Here is a 12,006-nt window from a genome sequence, read left to right on the forward strand (position 1 = left end):
TTTTCTGTTCAGGTGCTTACTTGCTGGGGTCGCAAACCTTCCACGTGCCGTCCTGGCGTTCGAGGTCGAACGTGCGCCACGACTGCTCGCCGGTGCTCGGCAAACTTGCCTGAACCTGAGCGATCGCGGTGTCGTCGGTGATGCGAACAGCGTCGACGGCTCCGACCTGCGGGATCGTCTTCTGTGCGACGGCATTGTCGTGGACCTGAGCGAACGCCGCGTCGGGAATGGTCCGGTAGTACTCGCCCAGCGCTCCACACGTCGACGTTCGCAGAGTCGCCAGATCGCCGGTCTGCAGAGCGTCGACGTACGTCGAGATGGCGGTCTGAACCTGCGCCTCGGGTGAGCTTTCGCCGCTACCGCTGTTGGACGAGACGAAGACTGCGATGCCGATTGCCGCGAGGACGGCGACGCCGGCCGCAGCCGCCGCGATGTACCAGCCCTTGCCGCTGCGCTTGGTCTTTTCCGGCGCGGCAGGCTCGATGCGAGTCGGCATCGGCTGGGCCGGAGGCGGGGTTGGCGCGACGCCCACCCGTTGAGGCGCGGCGCGCTGCTGCGGTTGAGGCGCGGCGCGCTGCTGCGGTTGAGGCGCGGCGCGCTGCTGCGGTTGAGGCGCGGCGCGCTGCGGCGGTGGTGTGGGGGCCTGCTGCCCCGTCGGGGGCGCCACCTTGGGAATGGCGACGGTTGCCGGTTCCGGCTTGGGCTTGGGTGCCGGTGCCGGTGTCGGTGTTGCCGTGGGTGCCTGAGTTGCCTTGGGGATCGCGACGGTTGGTGCGCTGGCGGCTTTGGCGTCGCCGTCCGCCTTCGAGCCCGTGCCTGCCTTCTGAATCGCCACAGTCGCAGGTTCGACCGGGGCCGACTTCTCCGGCGCACCGTTCGGGGCTGCGCTCTTTTTCGAGTTGTCGTCTTTCGAGTCCGGCACGGGTAACCCTTCGGTCTTATGCGGCAATGACCATGTCAGGGTAACGACCGGTATGTACCCGGCATAACTCCGACCGTCGGCGAGGCGGTCCTGTGGCGGAAAGGCGTAGCGGGCACAATGAGCGCATGACCCAATTCGGTGACCTGCTCGGACCCAAGCCCACTCTGCTTCCCGGCGACGACGACGCGGAATCGGCACTGCTCAACCACGCTGACCCGGCCCAGGTCGCGGCCGACCATCCCACTGCCTCCATCGCGTGGGCCTACCTCGCCGAGGCTTCCCTGGACAAGGGCGAAACCATCACTGCCTACGCCTACGCGCGTACCGGCTACCACCGTGGACTCGACCAACTGCGTCGTAACGGTTGGAAGGGTTTCGGTCCCGTGCCCTACAGCCATGAACCGAACCGTGGCTTCCTGCGTTGCGTCGCAGTCTTGGCGAAGGCTGCGAAGACGATCGGTGAAGCCGACGAGTACGCGCGTTGCCTCGATCTGCTCGAAGACTGCGATCCCAACGCCGCCGAAGCGCTTGGCCTCGGTTAGCAGTTTCCGCCCGAGCCGGGCCGGCATCAAGGACCGGGCTCGCAAATCGGTGCGTCGGCTTCAGACGTCGGCGCTACCGATCATTCAATGTGCCTTGGCGGCCGGATTAGCGTGGTGGGTTGCCACCACGGTGATCGGGCACCATGCGCCGTTCTTCGCGCCGATTGCTGCCGTGGTCTCGCTCGGTCTGTCGCTGGGTGCACGACTACGACGCTCGTTCGAGTTGGTTGCGGGCGTCACGGTCGGCATCGGAATCGGCGATCTGATCATCTCCGGTATCGGGAGCGGACCGTGGCAGATCAGTTTGGTCGTCGTGCTGGCGATGTCCGTCGCGGTGCTTCTCAACAGCGGGCCGATTTTCTCCATGCAGGCGGGAAACTCGGCTGTGCTGGTGGCGACGCTCATCCCGCCGGGTGGCAGCGGCGGTCCGGATCGCATGATCGATGCCCTGGTCGGTGGTCTGGTGGGCATCGCGGTGGTCGCGATCATCCCCACCCACCCGGTACGACGCGCACGCAAGGATGCAGCATCGATCCTCGGAACAGCTTCCGAGGTACTGCAATTGGTGGCAGACGGCCTCGTCGCGAATGACCCGGACCCGATCGTGAAGGCACTGCAGAAGGCGCGCGCAACTCAAGGCGCCATCGACGGGTTGCGCAGTAATCTTCTCGGCGGGCGCGAGATCAGCCGAATCTCCCCGCTGTACTGGAACAGTCGACCTCGCCTCGAAAGGCTCATGGCAACAGCCGATCCCATCGACAACGCGTTGCGCAACATTCGAGTGCTCGCGCGTCGTTCGTTGACGTTGGTCAGAGATGACGAGATTCTCGATCCCCGTTTGGTGGCTCAGGTCGAGCGCTTGTCGAAAGCCGTTGAAGTGCTGAAAGACATGATCCTGGCGGAGCCGGGGGAGCAGCCCGATCAAGCCGAGGCAGCGCGTGTCCTGCGCTCGGTGGCCAAGGAACTGAAACCTGCGATTGTCGAGAACGCGGGCCTGTCCTCGACTGTGGTGTTCGCCCAGATTCGATCGTTGGTGGTCGACCTCCTGCAGGTCGCGGGCATGAAGCGCATCTCGTCGATCGCCACACTGCCGCCGACTGTGCCGCACCCGGCGTACGAGCCGGATCACTGACCTCTGCCCTTTCCCGCTCACTGAGCAACTCATTGTATGTATGCGAATGTATGCATATGCTCTGAGAAGGACTTGGGAGGGAACAGGACAAATGGGAGCAGGGCACGGCCATTCGCATGGCCACTCGGCGGCAGATTCGGTCGGCGTAGGACCGTCACCGCAGCGCATCAGAAAAATGGCGATCGCACTTGCGATCCTCGTCGCGTTCCTCGTGCTCGAAGCCACGGTCGGCATCCTGATCAACTCGTTGGCTCTGCTTGCCGACGCCGGTCACATGCTTACCGACGTGGTGGGTATGGCCATGGGACTGACCGCGTTGCTACTTGCGAAGAAGGGCAGCACCACCGCGGCCAGGACCTTCGGTTGGCATCGCGCCGAAGTGTTGACCGCCATGGCCAACGCGGTGATGCTGCTGGCCGTCGCGGCCTGGGTCTTCTACGAGGCAATCGGTCGGATCGGAAACGAACCCGAGATCCCGGGCGGCGCCCTGATCATCACTGCGGCTGCCGGTCTGGCCGCGAACATCGTCGTGATGCTGATGCTGCGCGGCGACTCCAAGGACAGCCTGGCCGTGCGCGGCGCCTACCTCGAAGTGCTTGCCGACGCCGTCGGTAGCGTCGGTGTTCTGATCGCCGGTGGCCTTGTCCTGCTGTTCAACTGGACGTGGGCGGACGTCGTCGTCGGTGTTCTCATCTCGCTGTGGGTGGTGCCGCGTGCGATCAAACTGGCCGCAGCATCGCTGCGCATTCTGACACAGGCGTCGCCGGCCGACGTCGACGTCGAAGCGGTCGAGGCCGACCTGGCCGCGCTGCCGAGCGTGATGGGTGTTCACGACCTACATGTCTGGACTCTCACCACCGGCATGGATGTCGCCACGGTCCACCTGACCAGTGACGCGAATTCGTCGAACGTTCTGGAATCCGCGCGCACCGTCCTCGAGAGTCACGGTCTTTCCCACGCCACCGTCCAGGTGGAATCGTGTGCCAACGGCGAGCACTGCGAGAAGAACGTCACTTGGTGAAGCGGGTGATCTCCTTGCCCGGCTTCCAGAGGTCTACGTACATGTGCTCGTCGTCGACAGTCGTGTGCACCACCTCGTCGATGTCGAGAACGAAGAGGTGCAGGGGCTTCGGAACCTCGTAGGTGTAGCTTGCCAGCACGGCTTCGAACTCGTCGCCGGTCACCTCGCGTGCGATTCCGGCGATCTTCGCATCGCCGCCTTCCATCGTGTGCTCGCCGGGATTGCTGTGGAGGGCGTAGCGCCCGTCGCGGATGAGGTCCTTCGCCTTGAGCGCGCCGAACATCGAACCGAGCACCAGACGCCCGTCGAGGATTTCGACTTCGGTGCCGCTTGCCCTCGGTGAACCGTCCTTGCGCAGCGTTGCGAGGACATGATGCTTGTGGGCCTCGAATCGCGCTTGGACCGCGTCGGCGAGGGTGGGAACTTCTTCGGAGAACTGCTTCCAGGTGACCATGACGGTCATTGTGCACCCCTATTCCTGACAACTTCTGTCAGTGATTCTCGGTAATGTTCGCGTCATGAGATCCGCGCGGTTGCTCCAACTCATGTTGCGTTTGCAGGGCAGTCGTGGCGTCGTTGCCGATCAGTTGGCCGACGAGTTCGGTGTATCGGTGCGGACGATCTACCGCGACGTGGCCTCGTTGTCGGCTGCCGGAGTGCCGATCTGGACCGAGAGCGGACCGGGCGGTGGCGTCCGTCTGCTCGACGGTTGGCAGTCCAAACTCTCCGGTATGACGGACGACGAGACGTCCGCGCTCATGCTGTTGGGTGTGCCGTCCATCGCCGCGGATCTCGGGCGATCCGACGCCGTCGGTTCGGCGGGGGCCAAACTGCTCCGCACCCTGCCCGGACCGCTGCGCGAGAGCGCGCGCCTGTGGCAGGACCGAATCCTGGTCGACGTCCCAGGCTGGTTCGGCGGCGTCGACGACATCTCCGCGCTTCCGATCGTCACATCTGCCGTGCTCGACTCGCGTCGGCTGCGGTTCATCTATCGCGATCGGGAGCGGACGGTCGAACCGCTGGGGTTGGTCATCAAAGCCGGCGTTTGGTACCTCGTGGCGGGTTTGAACGGACGTACCCTCTCGTTCCGGGTAGGCCGCATCAAAAACGCCGTGGTCGAAGATGATTCGTTCGCCCGGCCGTTGGATTTCGACCTGGCGTCGTGGTGGGCGGCGTCGATGGCCGAGTTCGACCGGTCGCTGCTCCGTTTCCACTGCCGAGTGCGGGTGTCGCCTGAGGGAAGGCGCCGGCTCCCCGATGTGGTGGGCGAGCTTGCCGCTGCTGTCGAAGTGGGACCAGAGGACAACGACGGATGGGTGAGTGCCGAGCTGAAACTCGAGAGCGAGGATGTCGCGCTCTCACAGTTGATCGGGCTGGGCGTAGACGTCGAGGTGCTCGAACCCTCGTCCTTGCGTGACGGGATGCGCACCGTGGCGGAGCGGATGCTTCTCCGCCACGGGTAGGTGATCAGGCCGTCGCAGAACGCTTTGCCAGCAGACGGGTAATACCTAGTTGAGCTGCAACGATGATCGCACCAACCACCAGGCCAAGCGCTGCCGACGCAAGTGTGTTGACGATCCACGCCAATACACCGCCGACTCCGGCGATGTCACTGACTGCTTCTTCGCCATGATGAACGGCATCGTAGAGCGGGTGGAAGCCCAGTTCGTCGATGCCGACCAACAAGATGTGGCCACCGACCCACAGCATCGCGGCGGTACCCACCACCGAGAGCACTGACATCACGTGAGGCATGCCGCGAACCAGGCCTCGGCCGACCTTGTGGGTGAAGCCCGATGACGTCTCGGCGATTTTCAAGCCGATGTCGTCCATCTTCACGATCAGTCCGACGACGCCGTAGACGACCACGGTGATGACCACGGCGACGACGGCGAGAATTACCAACCGGCTCCAGAAACCTTCGCCCGCGATGGTGTTGAGTGCAATCACCATGATCTCGGCGGACAGGATCAGGTCGGTGCGCACGGCGCCCGAAACCACAGCCTCTTCGTCGCGCGGATGCTCGCCGGCCGTTTCGTGGTGGTCACCGTGGCCGAAGATTGCACCCCAGATCTTGTGCACTGCTTCGTAGCTGAGGTAACAGCCGCCGACCATCAACAGGGGAGTCAGCAGCCAGGGAAGGAACTGACTCAGCAACAGAGCGATCGGCAGAATGATCAGCAGCTTGTTGCGCAGCGATCCGATGGCGATGCGCTTGATGATCGGTAATTCGCGTTCGGCCGCGAGCCCGCGGACATACTGCGGTGTGACGGCTGCGTCGTCGATGACTACGCCCGCAGCTTTGGCGGTCGCCTTACCGGTTGCGGCGGCGACGTCGTCGATCGAGGCGGCTGCCATACGAGCCAGGGCTGCCACGTCGTCGAGCAGGGCGAAGAGTCCGCCGGCCATCACAGACCTCCAGTGGAATCAGTGGAAAAAGGTGGCCGGACCGAACCGGTGACGCAATTACTTGATCGCACGAGGTCTCTATCCATGGTCGTCGTAGGTGAGGTCAGGTCACCTGGAACGATACCGGGGGCATCCGTCAGGGACGACCTCGCTCGGTCGATTGCCCTTCGTCACGAAAGGTCTTCCCGACCCGGTGCTCGCATGTAAGACTGCACAGAAGATCGATCGAAACGGGGCACTATGCGTGAACCAGACACTGCACAGGTCGCCAAGACTTTCGACGCAATGGCGGCGCACTACGACCGACAGATCGGGCGCTTCGAACGCTTTGTGCTCGGTGACGCCCGGAAATGGGCTGTGGACCAGGCCCATGGGCGCGTGGTCGAGATCGCCGTGGGAACCGGGCTGAACCTGCCTCTCTACGGGGATGACGTCGATTACGTCATCGGCGTGGATATCTCGAGTGCGATGCTCGATCAGGCCAGGATGAAAGTCTCCGAGGGGGTGAAGACCGAAGTCGACCTACGTCTCGGCGACGTGCAAGCACTCGATGTTCCCGACGAGTGCGTGGACACGTTGGTGTCCACGTACGCCTTTTGCACGATCCCCGATCCGGACCGAGTTGCGAGCGAAGCATTTCGGGTCCTGGTGCCTGGAGGTCGGTTCGTTCTCGCGGAGCACGGGCCGAGCAAGAACATTGTTGCGCGCACATTGATGAAGGCCGTGGAACCGCTTTTCGTACGGTTCGGTGCTGATCACCTCACCCGCGAACCGGTCGGATACCTCGAAAACGCAGGCTTCCTGATCGACGAGGTGCAGCGCAGCGGACGGGGCGGAATCGTGTTTCGGGTGGTGGCGCGGAAGCCGGATCCCGAATGGACGGCGCTCGGTCACTGACGTCCGAGCACCGTCCATGGAGTTTGCTCAGCCCAGGCGCTCCAGGATGGTCGCGTTGGCCAACCCACCTGCCTCACACATGGTCTGGAGCCCGTAGCGCGCGCCGCGCTGTTCCATCGCATTGACCAGGGTGGTCATGATCCGCGTTCCACTGCCGCCCAGCGGGTGACCGAGTGCGATGGCGCCGCCGTGGACGTTCACCTTGGACAGGTCGACGCCGGTGTCCGCTGCCCACGAGAGGACCACTGGGGCAAAGGCCTCGTTGACCTCGAACAGGTCGATGTCCGAAACCGTCAACCCCGCACGGGCCAGGACCTTCTGCGTAGCCGGGATCACCGCGGTGAGCATGTATAGCGGATCGTCGCCGGCGACGGCGAAGCTGTGCAACCGTGCCTTCGGGGTGAGGCCGAGTTTCGCGGCGATCTCACTGGTCGTGATCATCACCGCCGAACTGCCGTCCGAAAGCGGGCTGCTGTTGCCCGCGGTGATGGACCAGTCGATCTGCGGGAATCGCTGTGCGTAGTAGTCGGATTCGAAGGCGGTCCGTAGGCCGCCAAGGGTCTCGACCGTGGTGCCGGGGCGGATCGCTTCGTCGACCGACAGCTGCGGGAGCGTAGCGAGTTCCTTGGTGAAGTACCCACTCTCGGTTGCCAGCGCAGCTTTCCGATGACTCGACGCCGAGAACTCGTCCAGTTGGGTACGGCTCAGTCCCCACTTGGCGGCGATCAATTCGGCGCTGATGCCCTGCGGAACCAGACCGTCCGGGTAACGCTCTTCGAAACCTACCCCGAGTGACTCGCGCCCGACGCTGCTCGAGCCCATCGGCACTCGGCTCATCGACTCGACTCCGGCAGCGACGACGATGTCGTATGCCCCGGCGATGACACCCTGAGCGGCAAAATGAACCGCTTGTTGGCTACTTCCACACTGTCGGTCGACCGTGGTCCCCGGAACCGACTCGGGGTAGCCGGCGGCAAGAAGTGCAGTGCGAGTGACATTCTGGCTTTGCTCGCCGACTTGACTGACCGCACCGCCGATGACGTCGTCGATCAGTGCGGCATCGATTCCGGTTCGCTCGACCACCGCTTTCAGGCTGTGGGCGAGCAGGTCGACGGCATTGATGCCGTGCAGTGCGCCGTTGGCCTTTCCCTTGCCGATCGGAGTGCGAACGGCTTCGACGATAACTGCGTCTCTCATGACAAATTCCTTTCAGGGATGGCGGATTCAGCGGAGACAACTGGGGAGGGTGCAGTAGCCGGGGTCATTCCCAGTGATGCCAGTGCAGAGGCAAGCGCGACAGCGAAAATCACCCACCAGGCCTGACGGAAAGTGTCAGGGGCGACGGAGGAGCCGAGAACCGCGATCAGAACGCTCACGCCGAGAACGGTTCCGATCTGTCGGCTCATGCTGATGATTGCGCTACCGGTGGCTGATCGAGCCGGCGCCAGATCTGCGGTGGCCTGGGACAGAATGGTCGGGAGGGCAAGGCCGACGCCGATTCCGGCGATGATCCAGCCCGGCAAGAGTCCGGTCGCGTAGTTGGGCGTTGAATCGACCGAGACGAGGACCAACACCGTTCCGACAGCCCACAGAATGCTGCCGAGTGCGGCGACGCGTCCGGCCGAGTACCTGCGCGAAAGCGACCCTCCGGCGATCGCGAACAGTGGAACCAGAAGTGGACCCGGCGAGACGGCGAAGCCGGTTCGCAATGCCGAGTATCCCCAAACTTCTTGCAGCCAGAGGATGTTCGAGAGCAGGCCGGCAGCAAATGCCGCACTGAACAAGATGGCGGTGACGTTGGACCAGGCAAATGAGCGGATCTTCAAAAGGTCGGGAGCAATCAACGGAGTGCGATGGCGAGAGTTGCTCCACCAGAACGAGAGTAGGGTGACGGCGGCGACGGCGAAGGCTATCAGAACGCGGCTGTCGGTCCATCCCCAGTCCGGACCCTGGACGAGAGCGAGTGCAAGAGAGCCGATTCCGACTGTGAGTAGGGCGGCGCCGACGAAGTCGATTCCGGCATCGGGTTCTTTGTGTGTCGTATCCGGGACGAGTCGGACTGCCAAGTAAAGCAATACGATCCCCACCGGAACGTTGATCAGGAAGACCCAGCGCCACGACGCTTCGACGAGAATCCCGCCGACGACAGGGCCGAATGCCGCTGCTGCCGCACCGGCCGCCGCCCAGATGCGCACGCCGGATTGGCGTTTCGCAGCCGGAAGTGCGCTGATCAAGAGGCCGAGGCTGGCCGGGGTGAGCGCTGCGGCGCCGACTGCCTGGACGATGCGGAATGCCACCAGTGCCCACAATGACGGACTGAAAGCGCAGGCGGCGCTGGCGAGGGTGAACAGCGCGAGGCCGGCGATGAAGGCGCGCTTGTGCCCGATCCTGTCCGCCCAGCGTCCGAGGGGTATCAACAGTGCGGCGTAGACGATCGCGTAGCTGTTGAGGATCCAGCTGAACTCGCCGAGCGAGTGACCCGGGTAGCTCTTGGCGATGTCGCCGAAGGCCACGTTGACCACAAAAAGATCGAGGCTGGCGACAAACGGCGCCCCCGACAGTATGGCGAGGAGGGGTCCGGTCCGCACCGGCTGGCTATGAAGTTCCATAGTCAGCAATCTAGACTCTGGCTATGGTTATGGCAAGCCAGGGGGTATGGTGAATTGCATGGACGCTGTACGACTGACCGGAGTGCTCGAAGATCGCGACGCCTGGCGGGCCACGCACTGTTCGATCGGGCGGGCCATGGAAGTGGTCGGCACTCGCTCGGCAATGCTGATTCTGCGAGAGGCCTATTACGGCACAAAGCGATTCGACGACTTCGCGTCGCGAGTCGGCATCACCGAGGCGGTCGCGTCGGCGAGGCTGAAAGAACTCACTGAGGCGGGCCTCTTCGAGCGTGTGCCGTACAAGGAACCTGGAAAGCGGACGCGGCACGAGTACGTGCTCACTGAGAAGGGTCGTGACCTGCTGCCGGCAGTTCTGGCGCTGATGCAGTGGGGGGACAAGTACCTGCACGGCGGAAAAGGTGGACCGTTGGAGGTGGCGGACGACGCCACCGGCGAGCGCGTTCGCGTCGAGGTGCGCAGTGAGTCGGGACGTGAAGTGCCTTTGGGGGAGTTGCGGGTATCTGTCAACAAATCGCGCGGGCGATAGCTTTTGGCGCGCTCGAATATTCATGTACTTCAACGGGTCTCGAGTGTTCTTTGCTTTTGAAGTTGTCCGTTATGTCTCTGGTTATCGAAAGTATGTTCGATTAAACTTTGGGTATGGACAGTCGGGATGCGTGGCAGCTGGATGGTGAGGGCCTCAAGAGTGAGGTTCTGGATCTGGTGCGTGTCCGGCATGAGTTGCAGTCGCGGATGGTGTTGTTGATCGTGGAGATGTTTTCCCGTGAGGTTCTCGGCGGGAAGGGTTTTCGGGCGATTGCGCAGTGGTTGCATGGTTCGACGAATTTGGAGATCGGTGAGTGCAGTCTGCTGGTCAGCTTGGCGCGGTTGCTGTTGCTCGAACCTGTTGTGGCGGATGCTTTTCACCGCGGCGATGTGGATGCGTTGAAGGCGCGTCAGGTGGCGTCGTTTTGTCAGCATCCGCCGAAGAACATGACGCCGGCGGATGTGGACAAGGCCCTCGGGATTCTGCTTGACCTGGCGTCGAAGAACATTGCGGATTGTGATGCGGTGCGGGCGGCGATTCGGCGGATCGAGAAGCAGTACGGAAAACGCGAGGACGGTGTTCCGGTGGGGGAGGATTCGGAGCGTAATGAGTTCTATGCCTCGAAAGGCTTGTACGGGCGGGTGTCGGTGAAAGGTGATCTGGATGCCGTGAACGGTGCCCGTCTGATCACGTTGTTGTCGAGTTTGTCGGCGCCGACGCCGGAGAAAGACGGAGTCAAAGACGCCCGTACTCCGGCGTTGCGGCGGGCGGACGGGTTTTGCGAGTTGTTGCGGCGGTACGAGCGGGCGGGGTTGGGTCCGATCGAGGGTGGGGTGAAACCGCACATCACGGTCACGGCCAGCGCAAAAGACATGACCGACCTCAAAGCCTTGAAGGATCTACTGCCGTCCACTCAGGAACTCGGGTTCGCGTGGACGGATTGGGTGGGCCCGATCAGCATCGACACTGCACGGATGTTGGCGTGCGATTGCACGGTCACCCGGATTTTGTTGGATGAGAACGGGGTTCCGCTCGAATGTGGCAAAGAAGCGAGGACCGCGACGGTTCCGCAGGGGCGAGCGTTGGCCGTCCGTGATGGTGGGTGTGCGTTTCCGGGGTGCGGGACACCGCCGGGGTGGTGCGATGCTCACCATATCGTTCACTGGAATGATGGCGGCCCAACAGATCTCGACAACCTGATTCTGTTGTGCGGTCATCATCATCGGACACTGCACCACACCGAATGGCGAGTCGAGATCGGCCCGGATCGGAAGACTGTGTTCTATCCGCCGATGTCGATCGATCCGTTCCAGCATCCGATCGGCGGGAACAGTCCACCGACAGCAGCCTGAACCGCGACAAATCAAGACGCGAGCACCGGGGCACAATCATGCCGCGGTGCTCGAGCCTGCGTTCTGGAGTCTTGGTGGCTGGGCCTCAGCTCAGTGACTTCTTGAACCCGACATGGGAGGCGACAAATCCGAGTCGCTCGTAGAAGTCGTGAGCTTCCTTGCGAGTTTGATCCGAGGTGAGCTGCGCCAAGAAGGCGCCGCGCCGGGCACCTTCTTCGCAGGCCCATCGGATCATCGAACTGCCGATGCCCTTGCTGCGGAAGTCCTCGTGCACGCGAACGGCTTCGATCTGCAGGCGAGTCGCGCCCATCCGGCTCATACCCGGAATGAAGGTCAATTGCATTGTGCCGATTACAGCGTCGCCGACCAGAACGGTGACGAGGAGTTGCGCCGGATCCTCGTCGATTCGTTTGAAGGCGTCTTCGTAGATCGTTCGGGCTTCGGGGTTGGTCGTCTCCCGGGTGCTCCCGATCGGGTCGTCGGCGAGCAAGTCGATCAGTGCTTCCACGTGTCGAATCTCGGCCCGCGTGAGGGTGTATTCCACTCCGCCGGACTGAAATGACGTCGCAATCATC

Annotated in this window: 13 protein-coding genes; 7 read left to right on the forward strand and 6 right to left on the reverse strand. The window is 63.1% G+C overall.

All coding sequences use genetic code 11. The features are described 5' to 3' along the window. Window positions 1-16: 16 nt before the first annotated feature. The gene (locus tag ACFQ6Y_RS23325) at window positions 17-922 is read right to left on the reverse strand and encodes a nuclear transport factor 2 family protein (RefSeq protein WP_378637709.1); all 906 of its coding nucleotides are present in this window, start codon (window positions 920-922) and stop codon (window positions 17-19) included. Between the two features lie 125 nt (window positions 923-1,047). Between ACFQ6Y_RS23325 and ACFQ6Y_RS23330 the strand changes: the two genes are divergently transcribed. The 3 genes from ACFQ6Y_RS23330 (at window position 1,048) to ACFQ6Y_RS23340 (ending at window position 3,617) form a co-directional block, all read left to right on the forward strand. Continuing rightward, window positions 1,048-1,464, forward strand: a complete 417-nt coding sequence (locus ACFQ6Y_RS23330) for a DUF3151 domain-containing protein (RefSeq protein WP_378637712.1) — start codon at window positions 1,048-1,050, stop codon at window positions 1,462-1,464. After that, complete coding sequence (locus ACFQ6Y_RS23335; RefSeq protein ID WP_378536122.1) at window positions 1,451-2,596, forward strand: aromatic acid exporter family protein; 1,146 nt, start codon at window positions 1,451-1,453, stop codon at window positions 2,594-2,596. Before ACFQ6Y_RS23330 ends, ACFQ6Y_RS23335 begins: the two co-directional genes overlap by 14 nt. Before the next feature lie 91 nt (window positions 2,597-2,687). Beyond that, window positions 2,688-3,617, forward strand: coding sequence for a cation diffusion facilitator family transporter (locus tag ACFQ6Y_RS23340; RefSeq protein ID WP_003944295.1), 930 nt, complete (start codon window positions 2,688-2,690; stop codon window positions 3,615-3,617). On the opposite strand, the gene ACFQ6Y_RS23345 is transcribed toward ACFQ6Y_RS23340, so the two are convergent. Continuing rightward, on the reverse strand, window positions 3,607-4,071 hold the full coding sequence (locus tag ACFQ6Y_RS23345; RefSeq protein ID WP_378638581.1) for a pyridoxamine 5'-phosphate oxidase family protein: 465 nt from the start codon (window positions 4,069-4,071) through the stop codon (window positions 3,607-3,609). The two genes, ACFQ6Y_RS23340 and ACFQ6Y_RS23345, sit on opposite strands and share 11 nt — an antisense overlap. Window positions 4,072-4,135: 64 nt before the next feature. Here ACFQ6Y_RS23345 and ACFQ6Y_RS23350 point away from each other — a divergent pair, with 64 nt between their 5' ends. Then, complete coding sequence (locus ACFQ6Y_RS23350) at window positions 4,136-5,080, forward strand: helix-turn-helix transcriptional regulator (RefSeq protein ID WP_378637717.1); 945 nt, start codon at window positions 4,136-4,138, stop codon at window positions 5,078-5,080. A gap of 4 nt (window positions 5,081-5,084) precedes the next feature. Here the strand turns inward: ACFQ6Y_RS23350 and ACFQ6Y_RS23355 are convergent, their stop codons facing one another. Next, complete coding sequence (locus ACFQ6Y_RS23355) at window positions 5,085-6,026, reverse strand: DUF808 domain-containing protein (protein WP_378536126.1); 942 nt, start codon at window positions 6,024-6,026, stop codon at window positions 5,085-5,087. A 240-nt stretch (window positions 6,027-6,266) separates the two neighbouring features. Between ACFQ6Y_RS23355 and ACFQ6Y_RS23360 the strand changes: the two genes are divergently transcribed. Beyond that, entirely contained in the window at window positions 6,267-6,923 is a 657-nt protein-coding gene (locus tag ACFQ6Y_RS23360; RefSeq protein WP_378536128.1) for a class I SAM-dependent methyltransferase, read from the forward strand. A 27-nt stretch (window positions 6,924-6,950) separates the two neighbouring features. Here ACFQ6Y_RS23360 and ACFQ6Y_RS23365 read toward each other — a convergent pair whose 3' ends face one another. Both ACFQ6Y_RS23365 and ACFQ6Y_RS23370 read right to left on the reverse strand, forming a co-directional pair. Continuing rightward, a complete protein-coding gene (locus ACFQ6Y_RS23365; protein WP_378637722.1) occupies window positions 6,951-8,120 on the reverse strand; it encodes a thiolase family protein in 1,170 nt (389 codons plus the stop codon). Then, a complete protein-coding gene (locus tag ACFQ6Y_RS23370; protein ID WP_378637726.1) occupies window positions 8,117-9,532 on the reverse strand; it encodes an MFS transporter in 1,416 nt (471 codons plus the stop codon). Before ACFQ6Y_RS23370 ends, ACFQ6Y_RS23365 begins: the two co-directional genes overlap by 4 nt. Before the next feature lie 58 nt (window positions 9,533-9,590). Here ACFQ6Y_RS23370 and ACFQ6Y_RS23375 point away from each other — a divergent pair, with 58 nt between their 5' ends. Further along, the gene (locus ACFQ6Y_RS23375) at window positions 9,591-10,079 is read left to right on the forward strand and encodes a winged helix-turn-helix transcriptional regulator (protein ID WP_378637729.1); all 489 of its coding nucleotides are present in this window, start codon (window positions 9,591-9,593) and stop codon (window positions 10,077-10,079) included. 113 nt (window positions 10,080-10,192) lie between these two features. Beyond that, a complete protein-coding gene (locus tag ACFQ6Y_RS23380) occupies window positions 10,193-11,431 on the forward strand; it encodes a DUF222 domain-containing protein (RefSeq protein ID WP_378637734.1) in 1,239 nt (412 codons plus the stop codon). Window positions 11,432-11,516: 85 nt separating this feature from the next. On the opposite strand, the gene ACFQ6Y_RS23385 is transcribed toward ACFQ6Y_RS23380, so the two are convergent. Beyond that, window positions 11,517-12,005, reverse strand: a complete 489-nt coding sequence (locus ACFQ6Y_RS23385) for a GNAT family N-acetyltransferase (protein WP_378548875.1) — start codon at window positions 12,003-12,005, stop codon at window positions 11,517-11,519. Between the last annotated feature and the right edge of the window lies 1 nt (window position 12,006).

This window comes from Rhodococcus sp. NPDC056516 (assembly GCF_042794655.1).
GTDB lineage: Bacteria > Actinomycetota > Actinomycetes > Mycobacteriales > Mycobacteriaceae > Rhodococcus_F.